At 44.2% G+C, this 16,248-nt stretch carries 12 protein-coding genes; all 12 read right to left on the bottom strand.

The features are described 5' to 3' along the window. Window positions 1-54 precede the first annotated feature (54 nt). The 12 genes from H7F26_RS16285 to H7F26_RS16225 all read right to left on the bottom strand — a co-directional run bounded on the left by H7F26_RS16285 (window position 55) and on the right by H7F26_RS16225 (window position 16,227). The gene (locus tag H7F26_RS16285; protein WP_003182143.1) at window positions 55-462 is read right to left on the bottom strand and encodes a MerR family transcriptional regulator; all 408 of its coding nucleotides are present in this window, start codon (window positions 460-462) and stop codon (window positions 55-57) included. Between the two features lie 102 nt (window positions 463-564). Next, window positions 565-1,830, bottom strand: a complete 1,266-nt coding sequence (locus H7F26_RS16280; RefSeq protein ID WP_003182139.1) for a methionine gamma-lyase family protein — start codon at window positions 1,828-1,830, stop codon at window positions 565-567. Window positions 1,831-1,848: 18 nt separating this feature from the next. Next, the gene (gene hflX / locus H7F26_RS16275) at window positions 1,849-3,111 is read right to left on the bottom strand and encodes a GTPase HflX (protein WP_003182138.1); all 1,263 of its coding nucleotides are present in this window, start codon (window positions 3,109-3,111) and stop codon (window positions 1,849-1,851) included. A 103-nt stretch (window positions 3,112-3,214) separates the two neighbouring features. Then, window positions 3,215-4,180: a stage V sporulation protein K gene (spoVK, locus tag H7F26_RS16270; RefSeq protein WP_003182136.1), complete on the bottom strand. Its 966-nt coding sequence runs from the start codon at window positions 4,178-4,180 to the stop codon at window positions 3,215-3,217. Between the two features lie 414 nt (window positions 4,181-4,594). Beyond that, the gene (locus H7F26_RS16265) at window positions 4,595-5,293 is read right to left on the bottom strand and encodes a hypothetical protein (RefSeq protein ID WP_185855194.1); all 699 of its coding nucleotides are present in this window, start codon (window positions 5,291-5,293) and stop codon (window positions 4,595-4,597) included. 1,173 nt (window positions 5,294-6,466) lie between these two features. Next, complete coding sequence (locus H7F26_RS16260) at window positions 6,467-6,922, bottom strand: DUF4274 domain-containing protein (RefSeq protein WP_071583576.1); 456 nt, start codon at window positions 6,920-6,922, stop codon at window positions 6,467-6,469. A gap of 33 nt (window positions 6,923-6,955) precedes the next feature. Next, entirely contained in the window at window positions 6,956-8,908 is a 1,953-nt protein-coding gene (locus H7F26_RS22050; RefSeq protein WP_080623909.1) for a T7SS effector LXG polymorphic toxin, read from the bottom strand. Window positions 8,909-9,066: 158 nt separating this feature from the next. Next, a complete protein-coding gene (locus H7F26_RS16245; RefSeq protein WP_229107184.1) occupies window positions 9,067-9,627 on the bottom strand; it encodes an SMI1/KNR4 family protein in 561 nt (186 codons plus the stop codon). Between the two features lie 676 nt (window positions 9,628-10,303). Next, entirely contained in the window at window positions 10,304-10,738 is a 435-nt protein-coding gene (locus H7F26_RS16240) for a DUF2243 domain-containing protein (protein ID WP_021837485.1), read from the bottom strand. 172 nt (window positions 10,739-10,910) lie between these two features. Further along, a complete protein-coding gene (locus H7F26_RS16235) occupies window positions 10,911-12,650 on the bottom strand; it encodes a hydantoinase B/oxoprolinase family protein (RefSeq protein WP_021837484.1) in 1,740 nt (579 codons plus the stop codon). Next, on the bottom strand, window positions 12,647-14,125 hold the full coding sequence (locus tag H7F26_RS16230) for a hydantoinase B/oxoprolinase family protein (protein ID WP_003182122.1): 1,479 nt from the start codon (window positions 14,123-14,125) through the stop codon (window positions 12,647-12,649). Before H7F26_RS16230 ends, H7F26_RS16235 begins: the two co-directional genes overlap by 4 nt. Then, complete coding sequence (locus tag H7F26_RS16225) at window positions 14,122-16,227, bottom strand: hydantoinase/oxoprolinase family protein (protein WP_011201659.1); 2,106 nt, start codon at window positions 16,225-16,227, stop codon at window positions 14,122-14,124. The genes H7F26_RS16230 and H7F26_RS16225 overlap by 4 nt, the downstream gene beginning before the upstream one ends. Between the last annotated feature and the right edge of the window lie 21 nt (window positions 16,228-16,248).

The raw sequence follows: 16,248 nt of genomic DNA, 5'->3' as shown, positions 1-16,248 counted from the left end.
GTAAAACTCCTCCTCTAAAAGGTAAATGTATATAGCAATGCAGTTGCTAACAAATTAATGAAAAAACCTGGACATGTCTCCCTGGCGGAATGTCGTCCCTCTTTGGAAACGGCCTGCTTGGATGAGCTCGTTTTTCAGCAGTTTTCTCAGTTCTTCATCCGACAAGTTGTGCTTCTCTGCTTTTTTCGGCTTGTCTTGTTTGTCTTCTTTTTGTTCGTTTTCTGTTTTGGCGAAAATTTGTTTGATCCCCGCCATGTTTACACCTTGTTCGATCAAATCTTTAATTTCGAGCAGCTTATCTACATCATGGAATGAAAATAAACGTCTGTTCCCTTCGCTTCTTGCAGGAAATACCAGTCCATTTTCCTCATAATACCGAATTTGCCTTGCGGACAGTTCAGTCAGCTGCATGACGATACCTATCGGAAATAAGGGCATTGAGCGGCGAATTTTATCACTCATCTCAATTTCCTCCTTTTCTTATATAAATTTATTATATGTGATGTTATATAATGTGTCAACTCGATGTAAGGATTCTTTACATGAAAATATTCTTTATTTTCTTTACATTAATCCCTGCTTCATGAGCGCATCCACAGCACTGCATATCGCATTTTTCACATGGGAGTAGGTTAATCCGCCTTGGACATACGCCACATAAGGCGGTCTTATAGGGCCATCCGCTGATAATTCAATGCTTGCTCCCTGTACGAAAGTGCCTGCAGCCATAATGACATCGTCTTCATAGCCCGGCATATAGCTCGGATACGGCGTCACATGGGCATTGATCGGAGAAGCGTACTGAATCGCCTGGCAAAACGCGATCATCTGCTCCGGGGTGGAAAATTCGACAGACTGGATCAAATCGGTCCGCTTGCTGCCCCATGAAGGATTCGTCCTAAAGCCGAGCTTTTCGAGGAATCGGGCTGTGAACACTGCTCCTTTTAATGCCTGGGAGACGACATGCGGCGCAAGGAAAAAGCCCTGATACATCTCCTGGAGCGTGTACAACGATGCACCGGCTTCACTGCCAATTCCCGGTGAAGTCATTCTGTAGGAGCAGGCTTTCACCCATTTTTCCTTGCCGGTGATATAGCCGCCTGTTTTGGCGAGGCCGCCTCCCGGGTTTTTAATAAGCGAGCCTGCCATGAGATCCGCTCCAACATGGCACGGCTCACGCTCTTCTACAAATTCGCCGTAGCAGTTGTCGACGAAAACGATGATGTTTTCGTTTATTTCTTTAACAAAGCGAATCATCTTCTCAATCTCATCAATTGTAAAAGACGGACGGTCTGCGTATCCTTTTGAGCGCTGGATTCCGACGACCTTTGTCTGCGGCGTGATGGAAGCTGCCACCCGGTCAAAATCAACGGCTCCCTCTTCTGTCAGCTCGACATGGCTGTATCCGATCTGGAAATCCTTCAAAGACCCCGAGTTTTCCTCGCCCCTGACGCCGACGATCTCTTCGAGGGTATCGTACGGTTTGCCAGTGATGTAAAGAAGTTCTTCCCCCGGGCGGAGAACGCCGAATAAAGCAATTGATATTGCATGGGTTCCCGAGATGATCTGCGGTCTGACAAGGGCCGCTTCACCGCCGAAGACGTCGGCATAGATTTTTTCCAGCGTATCGCGGCCGATGTCATCGTAGCCGTAGCCTGTCGATGGTGTGAAATGCGTGTCCGATACTTTGTGCTTTCTGTAGCTTTCGAGCACCCTCCACTCATTTCGTTCACTGATTTCATCAATTGTTTTGTGGATCTGTGCGATGTCGGTTTCAGCCTCCACCGCCGTTTTCTTTAGTAGATCTCCGTGTTTTAATGTCTCAAACATGTTTTGCAGTATCCTTTCCTACATATACTTCTTCAGCTCTCCCAAAATGTTTTGGTCAGGGAGAATATATCCTTCCACTTCATATGCTTCGCGATCTTCGTCAAAAACGGTGCTGTTCGTCATTGTCTCAGACTTGATTCTCGACAACAGCCTTCCTTCTGAAGCGGGAATTCTCACGTCATACGGAACGAGCAGCTCCTTTTTCAGATAGTCTTCAACCGCCTGCTTAAACAGCGGCAAGTCTCCGTCTATTTTGGCGCTCGTCATGATATGCCCTCTCCCTGAAGAAGGGATGAAATCAGGCCGCTTCCGGTCTCTTTTGTTATAGACGGTTAAAACAGGAATATCGTCTGCTTCAAGTTCCTCAAGAAGGCGCTTGACCGTCTCCTCATGGCCCTCGTAGTCTTCGTGAGAAGAATCGATCATATGAAGAATCAGATCGGCTTCTTTCACCTCTTCGAGCGTCGATCTGAAAGCCGCGATCAAAGTTGTCGGCAGATCCTGAATAAACCCGACTGTATCCGAGAGCAGCACGCTGTATCCGCTCGGGAGCATCATTTTGCGGGTCATCGGGTCAAGTGTGGCGAACAAAAGGTTTTCTTCATAGCTGTCGGCGTCTGTAAGCCTGTTAAACCATGTCGATTTCCCTGCATTGGTGTAGCCGACAAGCGCGATTTGCAGTACACCGTTTTTCTTTCTTCTTTCTCTGTATCTGCTTCTGTGGCGAATGACGGTAGACAGCTGAACATTGATTTCATGAATCCGGTTTCTGATATGGCGCCGGTCGGTTTCAAGCTTTGTCTCCCCTGGACCTCTTGTTCCGATTCCTCCGCCTTGCCTTGACAGGTTGATTCCCTGGCCGCTTAACCGCGGGAGGGCGTATTGCAGCTGTGCCAGCTCAATTTGCAGCTTTCCTTCCCTTGTCCTCGCGCGTTTGGCGAAAATATCAAGGATCAACTGCGTCCGGTCGATGATTTTCACGTCAAGCGTTGTGACAAGCGCTTTCAGCTGACTCGGCGACAATTCATCATTAAAAATTAAAACATCGGGCGACAGCTCTTCACAGAGCACCGCCAATTCATCTACTTTTCCTTTTCCGATATATGTAGCAGCATCCACACGGTTCCGCTTCTGCGTGACCGTGGAAACAACCGTTCCGTCGGCCGTTTTCGTCAGCGCGGCGAGCTCTTCCATCGAGTATGAAAAACGCTCATCAGACACGTGCGGAAGCTGGCATCCGACTAATATGGCTTTCTCTTTCATGACTTCCTGTTCGTTCAAGTGATCATGTTCCTTTCTTAACGTTAGTCAATAAGCAGTACTATCATAACAAACGAAGGGAGCGGTTGCCAGAAATCCTCGAAAATAAAAAAAGAACGCGCCATTATACGTGCGGCGCGTCTTCCTTCAAGTCGAGATCCTGGCTTTTGATGGTTATCAAGTCATTCTTTAAGTAGCAGTCTCCCATCAGCAGTCTCATCGCCTGCGACCGGATGGATTTTTCGATCAGGTTGCGGACGAAACGGCCATTGCTGAACTTCGCGGGGCTGACCGTACTTTTGACGGCCATCAGATGGTCTTTCAGCTTCCATTCAGCCTCAGGGCTGAACTGATATTCCCTTTCCGCCATCATCCGTTTTGCAATGTCCATCAGCTGGCTGACTGAGTAATCGGGAAAATCGATGCTGATCGGAAACCTTGACTGAAGGCCCGGGTTTAATGAAAGAAAATGATCCATTTCCCGCGAATATCCGGCGAGGATTAAAATGAATTCGTTGCGCTTATCCTCCATATGTTTGACCAATGTATCGATTGCCTCCTTGCCGAAGTCTTTCTCTCCGCCTCTGGCAAGGGAATAGGCTTCATCGATGAACAGGATTCCGCCCATCGCTTTTTTGATTAAATCCCTCGTTTTTTGCGCCGTATGGCCGATGTACTCACCGACGAGATCGGCGCGCTCCGCCTCGATCAGATGGCCTTTTGAGAGAACATTCATTTCGTAAAAAAGCCTGCCGATCAGCCTGGCGACGGTCGTTTTTCCGGTTCCCGGATTTCCTTTGAACATCATGTGAAGCGCCTGTTTTCCGGCCTTAAGGCCTTGTTCTTCGCGCTTTTTATTAACGAAAATCCAGGCGTAGATTTCCTTGATATTGCGCTTCATTTCCTCCATTCCGACCAGCGTGTTCATTTCCCTTTCAATTTCTTTCAGAATGCTGTGTTTGGCTTCATTTTTTTGCAGTGCGGCCTGATATTCGGCTTCAGCCTCTGAATTGGCCAAAACCTGCTTTTGACCGTTCAATATGATATTGATTTGTCCGTTGTTTTTATAAGTAACAGCCCTTTCCAACACACTCACCTCACCATTCTCTCTTTATATCCTATTCATGGCGCGCTTATACCGTGACAGACGCCCACATGACTGCACAATCCAATGCTTTTTGACAAGAACGGGGCAGGTCTTGTTGAAACCTGCGCTTTCCCGAGAAATACTTTATTTTTTATTGTATTCAGGTAAGCTGTGCGGACAAACCAATTTTTTCATCCTGTTTGGTAAATGCTTAACAGGTTGACATGGCAAATCGGGAGAAAGTGGTGATTGATGAGGTCCTTCGGGGAATGGAGCCAATCTGTCTGAAGATGTGCTGCAGGCGCTGCTCGGCTCTCCCCTGTTTCACAGCGGGATCTTCACCAAAGTCTTTTTGATTTGAAGGAAATGAAATTCGCCTTTTTTGTCTTCATGATTCTGTTACTGAACATAATATAGTTATCTTTCGTAATAATAAGCTTTGACCCAATAATAGGTTCTACCCTTATTTTCACACCATTCAACAAATCCCTTTGATCGTTCTTTTTTAAACATCACCCAGTCATCCAACAGATCTTGATAATAGTTAAGTGCTTCGTTATTGTTTTTCCTTGTTTGTTCACATTCTACTTTGTTGTTTAATTGCCGGGACTTAGCAAGAAGTGCTGTATCTTCTTTAATATCGCCAAGATACAAATCTTCGGAGATATGATGAAATGAATACCAAAGGGCGTTCAAATTAATATCGATTAGAGTTAATAAGGATAGTTGTTCATTCCCGCCACCAAGTCTAAGTGCATTGTTTAAATAATCGACACGGTTTTCAGGATTTAAAAACACCCCATACCACCTATATGGTCTTGAATCTTCAGGATCACTCTTCATCCATCTCTCAAGCAAAGGCTGTAAAAGTTCCTTTTCCAATGGATGAACGAGTACATGGTGAATATCATCTGATGTTTCAAATAAAGCAAACAGCCAACAAGCAAAATTCTGTTGTGCAATATCATCCCATTTCTTTGCTTCATCAATAAAGGAAGATAATGCTGTAAAGGATTTCTTACGCAACCCTTTTTCTTTGAGGGAACAAAACTTTTTAAATAATGAATATGCATCCAATCTGTCATTTTTCAAGATATTATTTAAGACATTTACCATTTTTACATCTCTCTTTGTTCAGAATAAAACCGTAATCTTTGAATAATCACAGCCCAGCCATATGGTTTGTGGTTTAAAAAAATCACAATCCAACTTCTTATACATGTATTTTAAAAATTCAATTTTTCCTTTTTTTATATTCATAAATCTAAAAATATTAACGAAGATATTCAAGATAAATACCAAAAACTCTTTATTGAATCTGAAAAAGCTAATGTTAGAAAATGTGTTCAAAATAGAGAATTTGCTAAAAAGATTCTTAACCAGGCTCGTTTTGAGAAAATTAAAGATGATATGGTTGATCAATAACAGTGGAGCCGTTGTTATTCATGGTCACTATGATCGAATTGATTAGTGTGTAACGCGTTTGCCTTAATTATTAGGATATATGCCCTGAGAGGAAGTTATTATCTTTCCCATCTAAAATCATCGAGGTGTTGAAATCATAAAGAAATTCAAATATTGCACAAGAAGATTTTCGAACACACAGCTCCCTCCCGTCTATTTTGAACTAAAAGGCCAATTAAGAATGCAGTTTATGAATTAGACCCCCTGTTTTAATAAGGGGTCTATTTTAATTCTGGATTAATCTTTTGTATTTTTTGTAGCTTTAAAGTTTTCATGATAAGGACTGTGCTAATATATAATGCTGGTATTCCCACAACAAAATAAAGCACACTTTTAGGCATAAACATATCATAAAAGTATAAAAATAGGGCTACCCCAAAAAACAGGACAACATATTTGCTTATGTTTTTCATCACAATCTATCATCCTTTAAAGTAAAGATCTATCCTTCTAAGGGAAAGTCTATTTTAATATGAGCCAGCCCATTGTGAGCTGGTTTGTATACTTGACTCGACTGTCAGCGGCAGTCGGGTCTTTTAGTTTATGCTTTTTACAAATTAATAAACCATTGCAGTGCTTTTGTTTAACGAATACCTCTTTCTAAACAGTATACTTCTCATTAAATTTCACTTCTTCCTAATTGCTGCATTCGAGTCGGTACTTCAGATGAAGAAATGTAATGCGTTAATATTTCAAATTATACATCAGTAAGTATTTTTTCTTTTATCTGATGGGTGCATAACTTTGGGAAATGATATGCCTCATATTTTAAAGTGAGAATTCTAATGGATTGAAATCCACGGGTAACTTTGGGTGAAAAACGCGTTAAATTTTCGGAACTTCAATCACTTTCCCTGGTGACTTTTCAAGTAAAGCATCGGGAATATGCGGGTTGTTTTTTTTCAACTTAAACCTTTGAACCCTTGTTATTTCAGGATCGAATGAAATATTTTGAGATTTAAACTGCAAATTTATAAGCTTTTGATATGTTTGGATTAAAAAATCCTTCCATTCTTCTAAAGTAGATGCTGAAACATCGTCTGGGCTTTCGAGCATACGATAACCATCTGCATAATGGAACATTAATAACCCCGTACCATAATCGCAATTTTCATTCTCAAGAATTGCTTTTGGAACTTCAAAACCACTATTCCAATTATAATTCGCTGCAAAAACGTGAAGAATCACAGGGCTTTCAATATTTCTCATCACTCTTACTAGATCGTCTTTATCTGTATTATAAAGCAGCTCCTCGAGGAACTTAATATCTTTCTTATCCAATACTGTTTTACCTCCTAACAAACACTTTAAATATTAGTCGACCAATTGTTTAAGCTTCCTTTCCCAAAGCTCAACTGTAGCACCTTGACTAGGATATAAAGGTAGACCTTTCTCTTGTAATGTTCTCAGGTTGCTTTGTAATTCTAAAACTTGTTTTTGTAAACTGTAGACGCTTTGATTAATATCCATTTTATTTAAAGCTCTTTCAACCACTTCATTATAAACAGAGTGATATCCTCTATGTCTTGACATAGCACTTATATCTTTATCAGGTATTCTTAAAAAAATACCGTTTGATGCGTCATCAAAATTCATTCCTATTTTTTTTATAACAGGATGATTTGCCATTTCAGAAGGAATAACATGTTGAGCTTGATAGCCACTCCATTTTGTTGAACGCTTAAGCCCCATCTTCTCCATCATATTTTTCCCTAGCTTATTAGAGTTCCCCCCTGTTACGACGCCTGTCTTACCAGGAATAATCCTTGCTTCACCTATCCCGACGCTATTAATAGCAGTGATTTTTTTTATTCGTCGAATAAGCTCATCTTTAAAGTTTCCCCCGTCAATTGCATTATAAGGAAGTTTCCCTCCTCCAGCAAACTGAACTTGCGGAGCAAAATGGTTATGTATTTGAATCCCTTTTATGTTTGAAGCGACTCTTTGTAACGATTTCTTGAAAGACGAAACACTTTTTTTCACTGCTTCTTTCGATGCTTTAATCGTTTTGTTCGCTACATTCTGAGAAGCTTTAGTTGCTTTGGCAGCGACTTGCCCTACCTTCCCCGCTTTGGCAGCTTTTGCTGCTTTGTCAACGCCTTTAGAGCCAACAATCGATGTTCCGACCATTCCAACGGCATAGCTAAACCATCTGGCTTGGGTGTAAGAATTACCATTGACGACATCTCGTTGATACGAGTCTTCAATTCCCTTTTTTATAATATTGAATGTGACATCAGGATGATGAATCGTAAAGTTAATGCCCTCAATCGTTTCGTCTGCGTGAACGACCATGTCCCATAGGCCTACAGCAGTGTCGACAACTGCATTTTTGAGTCCTTCAGCGCTTCCTTTAATTGCGTTGCCAAAATCACGAGCGCCTTCAATTTGATTGAAATACCGCTGTTGCCAAGGGGAAAGGTTTTCGTAGCCAATTTCCGCAGCCATCTCATAAAACTCTGAAGCCGTTGAAAAATTGTAATCATCAAGCTTCTTCTTTAGTTTAGAAATTTTATTATCCTGTTTGCTAACTTCGCTAACTTCTTTTTCAAGCTTCGATCTCTTATCCAGCTTATCCAACATGACGCCCATCGCTGTGTCTTGGCCACCACGCAAAGTATCCATCTCATCCGGCTTTAAAATCGAGCCCTTTTGGTAACCGGTGATTTCAATTTTAGGGTCTGTGTACATTTTTTCAAGCCTGCTTATGTATCTCTGCATCGTTTCCAGGTCGTTTTCTGCGGTTTTAAGAGCGCTTGTCTGTTCTCGGTCAAAAGCATGCAGCTTTTCAATTGTCTGATTGATTTCCTTTAAGGCTTTCCTGTTCTGTTCGTGAAAATCGCTGTCATTCAAATCAGGCAAATCGACAATGTGGCTGACCTTCGCAATTGTAGCGTTGGTCTTGGAAACCAAATGCTCGGTTGTTCGATCAGCAGCCTTTAAGCCATTCTCTAGTTCGTGTTCAAGAAAAGATTGTGAAATAAATCCGTTATGGTTTGGTTCCAGGGCATTCAATGCGCTTTTCATTTTCTTCAGCACGGAACTGTATTCCTCTATGAAAGCGTCATAGAACTGTAGAAAAGGGGTGTGACATTCCTTGTAAAAGGCGCGGATCGCGTCGCCGCCTTTTCCTTTTAAGGCATCATTAAGTGATGCAATCTCCTCAACGGCTTTTTGGACTTGAGCAAATTCGTCTGACTGCTGTTTTAATTGTTCCAGCGTTTGATCAATGGCTTTGTGCAACGCCTGCACGTCCAAAGTCTTCATGGCACTCTCCTCTAATACTAAAGTTACAATCAATTTAGAGTTTACCATTTTATAGAAGAAGATTGGTGAATAAATCCTGACTATTCATGAAAATGAATCCTTTGAATTGGGGAAATTAACCTATTCAGATTAAAAAAAGACGACCAGAAATCCGGCCGTCATGTTCTATAATAATTCTCCGCTGTGTAATATCTCCACTCCCAAAACGGCTGTCCATGACACATAACATATCGGTCTAAAAATATCTCAAAATTCAAATGAAGAGGTTTATACTCCAGGCCATCTTCAAGTAAATAGAGGTAGTTGGGATCTCTATCCTTAAGCTTGTCTTTGTCAATCATTAGGTCGCACTCTTCCAATAAATGTCCAATTGGAATGCCGCTAACATCCTCATACAATTTCTCATCTTTCAGTTCTGTATCAATTTCCTTGAGGTTAAATAAATGCAAACCTCCGCCAATATTCACTCCTTCTAAAAGATTATCAAAAATTCTGGCTCCATTATGCAGAGTTAAAAATTTTTTATAATCATCAGGAAGAGATAATTGATGATGTGTTTCGAAAGCTCGTATATCTCTTTGAGAGGCTCCGCTGTCAGAGAATGTGACAAGAGTGTCTGTAATTTCACCTTCAGAGCCAAGAATCCTAATGACTCCATTTTGATCTAATAAGCTCTTTAAGCCATTCACGGTATTCTGAACAAAACTTGTCAAGTGCATCCCCTCTTATATCCTATTCCTAGATTATGTCATTTTGGAATAATTAAGGTGATTTTTATTTAAAGGTTTAGGGGTACACTGCAGCAAATCCAATAGCTGCATGATATAGCCTCCTTGCAAATCTCGCTCCGACCTTTCACGGTGCAGTCTTATCCTCAAATGTTTCCTCTGAGGCACAATTAAATCGCTTCAGAAATATAATATCTTTTATTTTTGCTCTAAATTATTGCTTTTTACTTCCTTTAATATCTCCCTAAGCAGCTGTTGAGTTTCCTCGTTTTGTTTACGATTTATTTTGTTTTCCTTCACCAATACGATCAAGTAATATAAAAATAAAATTATGGCAGAAAGTATAAGCAAATTAGGCAACAACACACTCAGCATTTAATATGTAAACCTCCTATTTTAAAAATGATGTCCAAAAACTATATGAACATCTTTTCGATTGAATTTCTCCAGTATGCTAATGAGGCTTGTCTGCTTTTTCCCTTTAAACAAATTTAGAGCGGTCTGACCGGGGATGTCTCACTGCTCTGCCAACTCTCATCAATTTTTATAGTGGAGATTCTATTTCATCAAATTTTGACAAGAGCGGGGCAGGTCTTGTTGAAACCTGCGCTTTCCCGAGAAATATTTTCTCATTGTATTCAGGTAGCTGTGCGGACAAACCACTGTTTTATCCCTGTTTGCCTTTTCGGTAGATCAGCCATCCGGCCAGAATGATCAAAAGGCCCGATGCGTCATAAGCAAAGTCGAATAAGAGGCGGTTCGGGCTTAGCGGGTTGACGTGGTGAATCTGAAGAAGATGATGGTTGATGATGCCTTCAAGGAAGTTAAACCAGCCCGCCCCAAGCAAAGAGGCTCCCCAAAAGATGTGCTGCGGCCGGCTGCTGCCAAGTTCGCCCCTGTTCCACAGCAGGATTCCGCCAATGAAAAGGATGACGAGCGAAAACAGATGGAACAGTCCGTCGCTCATAATTTGGTGAGAGCGGTCTGTGTCCATGTACACGCTGTGCCATTGAAGCAATTGATGAAAGATGATGCCGTCGATCATGGCGATGATGCCGACGCCGAACAGAAAAGGTCCCCAAAACGCTTTTTTGTTTTTCATATGATTTGGCCTCCTTCACATGCTAATCTGATATGTACCCGCCGGTTAAAAAGATAAAACCGGTTATGTTTACATTCTCTCTCGAAAGCAATTATCCTCTTTTTACCATAGATGTCTTGAAAAGAAAAAAAGCTGATCCGAAAAGTAACTCCTCTCAGATCAGCTTTTTTATTTATGGAAGCCTGGATGCCCGCACACGTTTTGTTTCAGCTTCGTTAATGGCAAGTGTCTCAGGGTCAATCACGACACCATAATCCTGCGATGCTGATTCAATGCTGACAAACTCGTTTAAGACGTCGTCCAGCACCTTTTCCGGTTCACGTTCCAGCGGATTTCCCCAGCCTCCGCCGCCTGCACGGTAAAATTGGATGATGCCGCCCGCAGGCATTTTGACTTCAAAAGCCGTTTCATCGATTTCTCTGGCTTCGTCTGTTCCATACCCGACAATCACCTTGTTGCTTGGTGAATCGCCGGCTCCGCAGAAGCCTTTTGTTGTGTTTCGAACCCCTGCCATCATGACGCTTGTGCGGCTTTCCTTTAAGTGCTGGATTTGAACATCCAACCCGGGTGTGCCTCTCCATCGGCCCGCACCCGTAAAATCGCTTGTATATTCATGCTTTAATACACGGCTCGGGTATTGAACTTCGGTCATTTCAATAGATGGAAGAATAACTCCTGTCATAACAGGAGGATAAAGCCCCCATCCGTCCGTTTCGTATGCAGCTCCCGCACCGCCGGTATAGCCGTAAAAATTCAGATTCACCCACGGCTTGCCGTCATCGTATTTTCCGTGAGAATAGGCGAGAGGAAGCTTATGGGCGTTCACTCCGACCCGTTTTGGCGCACATTGTGAAATGGCCTGAAGAACAGCCTCGGCTATTTCTGCTCCGACGCACGCAGTCGCGTGTCCGCACGGTGCCGGCAGCTGCGGGTTCACAACTGTTCCTATAGGCGCGGTTACTGTTACCGGATTCATATATCCTTCATTGATCGGAATATCCTCATCACAGCAAGTCGAAATACCGACAAAAGCAAACGAAGTCGTATTTGAGAGCGGGCTGTTGATGAAGCCTTTTACTTGCGGGGATGAACCGGTAAAGTCAATGTGAAGATCGCTGCCTTTGACGGTCACCGTTGCGCGAACCTTAATATCGCGGTTGCCTTGAAAGTCGTGATCAGCGAATGTTTCACCGACATAGGTGCCGTCCGGCCAGCTGCTGATTTCATCGCGAACCCTGTTTTCTGTATATTGAATCCGGTTGTCAATGGCTGTAATCACCTTCTCGGCGCCATACTTATCCAGCATCGTCTGGATTCGGGAGGCAGCGACCTTGCACGCCCCGATCATCGCATTTAAGTCGCCTTCAAGCCAATGTGAAAGCCGGTTGTTTGCAACGATTAAATCGAATACATCCCTTCGCTTTTCTCCCCGCTCATAAATTTTTAACGGCGGAATCCGCAGCCCGTCATGCCAAATGTCTTTTGAGCGCGGATTGTACCCTCCGGCAACCGGACCGCCATTATCGGCCATATGGCTTCGTACAGCAGGAAGCAGGATCGGCTTGCGATTATAAAAAACAGGCATGACGATCGTCCAGTCAAGGCTGTGCGAGCCTCCATGATACGGATCATTCACCAGGAGAATATCCCCGGGGTGAAGATCATACCGAAAGGCGTCCAATAGATGGTCCACTGCGCCTACGACCGCATAAAGGTGAAGCGTACAGCCGGGGGCCTGCGCGACAAGGCGCGATTTTTTGCCGGAAAGGTCAAAGACGCCCGTCGTAAAATCATGCGCTTCGTTAAACAATGGTGAACGGGCCGTTCTCGTGACAGTGGCGCTCATTTCCCTGGCAACCGCATCAAGAGAACCGCCGACCACCTGTGATAAGATAAAGTCCTGATTGATCATAGCTGCTCCTCCTTTTGAGAGTACGTAAAGACGAGGAGGTCGCCTTTTTTCACATGTTGGTGTACCGTGCTTTCATAAAAGGTTTCGTCATGGTCTCCCGTTCTTGACAGAGACCCGTATTTTCCCCTTTCGCTAAAAGGCAGAAGAAGGTTGAAATAAATATCGTCCTCCTGGTTAAGCAGGGACACTTCCATTTCCTCCCCATTGTCCGTCCACTCCCGGGAAACCATTTTAAAACCGTGGTAAAGCTCCAATTCCTCCGCAGAGACAAGCATCCGTTGGCCAAATAAAGCAGGCGGTCCGAAGCCTTTTGAAGCTGAAGGATACCCGGGTGCGAGAACGATTGATTTTGTTTCGGCTCCTGTGCCAAGCTCCGGATAAAAAACGGCCTGCGGACCTGGCCCATAAATCGGCGGAAATTCTTCACTTGTGCCTTGTCCGTTTTGAATGGCTTTAAATACCGCTGCAGCGACGAAATGTCCGGTAATGCTTGGAGCTAGTGCTGTAGCTGCCGGAAATTCCGGATCTAGAATCGTTCCCGGCCTCGTCTTCGTTTGAAAAGGTTGAAGCGTTCCTTCATTGATCGGTATTTCATCGGCAATCCTTGCAAGAAACGGCCAAACGGCAAACGCCTTCGTTAAAGCGGCAGGTGAATTAACCGGCTTTACGGACTGCTCTGACGATCCGCTCAAATCGATCTCAACCGCATTCTCCTTCTTTGAAATTTGCACATGAATTGTACTCTTGTGCCCTTTGGTAACTTCAAACTCCTGGACAGCGCTCATTTCTGTTTCAGGCAGATGAGAGACATGATGCTCAACCCTTTTTTGGCTGTATTCAAACATGCTTTTGATCGATGCGGCCACTGTTTTTTGACCGTAGCTGCCAAGAAACGTTTTCAATTGCTGTTTGGCACCATGCAAACATGTATACATGGCTTCAAGATCCGCTTTAAAAGAAGCGGGCACCCGGCTGTTTGATAATAAAAAACGAAGAATATCAGTCTGCAGAACTCCTTGTTTATAAAGCTTAACCGGAGTAATTCTGATATTTTCCTGCCATACTTCAAATGCATCGGGATGGAAGCCCCCCGGATACTCGCCGGCCAAATCAATCATCTGAGCGCGGATAGCGGGGAAGAGTACGAGCTCCCCTTCAAGGAATAGCGGCGCCGCCATGGTGAGCGACTGCCCTTTCGTTCCGCCGCTGTATGGATCTGCGACCAGCAGCACATCTCCATCTGCGATATCAAACGAAAAATAGTCGAACAGATTTTCGACACTTTCTTTTAATGCGAACAAATGTTCAGGCTCGTATTGATGTTGAACCGCGATTTTCAGCTCATTCGTAAAAATCGCTGCAGCAAATGCCCGGTCTTGCGAAAGCACAGGAGAACGGGAGATTCGCTGCAAATTATCCCCGACTTCTCTGCCGATCGCTTGCAGCTTTCTATAAAGAATTTGAGCTTGGATCATGCATTTCCACCTCTTGTCGCCTGTTGAGCATGCTTTACTTCGATGACACAGTTGCGGTATGAATCGATTAGAGCCTCATGTCCCGGGTAAACAACAATGGTCGTACCCCATTGCTCAATGATGGCAGGACCGACAATCAGGTTGCCCGGCTCAAGCATTGACCCGTTGAAAATAGGCGTTTTCGCCGGTTCGATGTCAAAATACATATCGCGTTCACCTGTTTTCGCTTTTGAAGGATCCTCTTGTTCAAACTGCTCCTCCTTAAGCTTTAACGGCTCTCTGACTCCCACCAGATCAAGACGGAGGTTTAAGATTTCAATGTCGTGCTCAGGGTCTTTATGGGCAAACATTCTTTCATGAAGGTCATGGAAGTCTGCCGCCGTTGCTTCAAGATTCAACTCTGTAATCCTTCGCGTCCTTGACTTCACCGGTACGGTTACTTCATGGACTTCCCCCGCGTAGCGCATATCGATAAAGCGACGCGTTTCATATTGATTGGTGACCGATTGGCCTCCAAGTTTTTCGCGGGCCGTCTGTTCCATCTTTTCAAAATCGGCGTTCATCGCTTGCAGGTCAACGTTTTTCAAACTTTCAAAGCGCGTCCTGAGCTCCGTTACTTTAAGGTTTGCCGCCACATCGCCGAGCGCACAAAAGACCGGAGCAAGGGACGGAACGATAACGGTTTTAATGCCCAGGTCTTCCGCCTGCTTGCCTGCATGGATGGCTCCGGCGCCGCCGACAGCCATCAGGGCGAAGTTCCTTGGATCATGGCCTCGCTGTGTCGTTACAAAGTGGACTGCATTTGACATATCACTATTGACGATTTGTGAGATTGCAAGCGCGGCTTCCACTGTCGAAATTCCGAGCGGTTCGGCAATTCGTGTACGAATGGCTTTTTCAGCCAGCGAACGGTCAAGCTTCATTTCTCCGCCAAGGAAGTTATCAGGGTTGATATAGCCTAAGAAGACATTCACGTCTGTAACAGTCGGTTCTTCTCCGCCCCTTCCGTAGCAGGCCGGCCCCGGATTTGAGCCTGCGCTTCGCGGGCCGACTTGTAAAGCTCCGCCGCTGTCAATCCAGGCGATGCTTCCGCCGCCGGAGCCGATCGTATGGATATCCATCATCGGCAAGGCAACCCTGTATCTGCTGATCCAATTTTCCGTCGTGATCGCCGGATTTAATTTTTCGATAACCGAGACATCATAGCTTGTTCCGCCCATGTCTACGGTAATGACGTTCTCGTAGCCCGATTTTTCCCCGATAAAGGAAGCAGCCGTCACTCCTCCGGCTGGACCTGACAAAAGGCCACCCGCGGCAAATTTCCCGCTTTGAATGACATTTTGGACCCCCCCGTTTGATTGCATAACAAACAGTTCTCCAGTAAATCCGTCTTCGCGAAACCGTTCGTCAAGATGGTTTAAGTAGCTTTGCATGGAAGGGCCGGTAAACGCATTGACAATGGTCGTGCTCACCCGTTCAAATTCCCGAATCTGCGGCAGCACTTCATACGATAACGATACAAACATGCCGGGAGCTTCCTCTTGAATAATCTCTTTGACACGGATTTCATGTGAAGGATTCATGAAGCTGAACAGAAAGCAGACAGCAACGGCTTCGACCCCCTCTTGGATAAACCCGCGGACTGCCCGGCGGACGGCTTCTTCATCAAGCTTAGTTACGACATTTCCTGTATGATCCAGTCGTTCAGGAATCCCCACACGATACCTTCTTGGGACAATTTGATAAGGAGCTTCTAAGCGCGGAGAAAACACGCTTTCTTTATACGCGCGGCGGAATTCGATTTCGTCCCGAAAGCCTTCCGTTGTGAGAAGCCCCACCTTTGCTCCGTTATATTCCAGCAAGGCGTTAGTGGCAACTGTTGTTCCATGGACAACCAATGGACTATTGGCTAATAGATCCTTTACGTCTATTCCGATGATTTCAGCCATTTTTTTAATTCCGTTCATGACACCATCAGACTGGTCTGGGGTTGAAGGCGTCTTCGTCGAAACCATTTTTCCGTCCTTGTTGACTGCCACTAAATCTGTAAACGTCCCGCCGACATCAATTCCAAATACCCATTGGTTTTTTTCATTCATCATTGAAAACCTTTCCTCCTTATC

This window comes from Bacillus sp. PAMC28748 (assembly GCF_014250415.1).
GTDB lineage: Bacteria > Bacillota > Bacilli > Bacillales > Bacillaceae > Bacillus > Bacillus licheniformis.
The sequence above is the reverse complement of the archived record's forward strand: the minus strand, read 5'-3'. Positions and strand labels throughout refer to the sequence as shown.

Bases quoted from the DNA above. Each gene is read 5' to 3' on its own strand.
- H7F26_RS16265 (WP_185855194.1), bottom strand. From the start codon at position 5,293: ATGGTAAATGTCTTAAATAATATCTTGAAAAATGACAGATTGGATGCA.
- H7F26_RS16240 (WP_021837485.1), bottom strand. From the start codon at position 10,738: ATGAAAAACAAAAAAGCGTTTTGGGGACCTTTTCTGTTCGGCGTCGGC.
- H7F26_RS16285 (WP_003182143.1), bottom strand. From the start codon at position 462: ATGAGTGATAAAATTCGCCGCTCAATGCCCTTATTTCCGATAGGTATC.
- H7F26_RS22050 (WP_080623909.1), bottom strand. From the start codon at position 8,908: ATGAAGACTTTGGACGTGCAGGCGTTGCACAAAGCCATTGATCAAACG.
- H7F26_RS16245 (WP_229107184.1), bottom strand. From the start codon at position 9,627: ATGCACTTGACAAGTTTTGTTCAGAATACCGTGAATGGCTTAAAGAGC.
- H7F26_RS16230 (WP_003182122.1), bottom strand. From the start codon at position 14,125: ATGATCCAAGCTCAAATTCTTTATAGAAAGCTGCAAGCGATCGGCAGA.
- H7F26_RS16235 (WP_021837484.1), bottom strand. From the start codon at position 12,650: ATGATCAATCAGGACTTTATCTTATCACAGGTGGTCGGCGGTTCTCTT.
- H7F26_RS16225 (WP_011201659.1), bottom strand. From the start codon at position 16,227: ATGATGAATGAAAAAAACCAATGGGTATTTGGAATTGATGTCGGCGGG.
- H7F26_RS16280 (WP_003182139.1), bottom strand. From the start codon at position 1,830: ATGTTTGAGACATTAAAACACGGAGATCTACTAAAGAAAACGGCGGTG.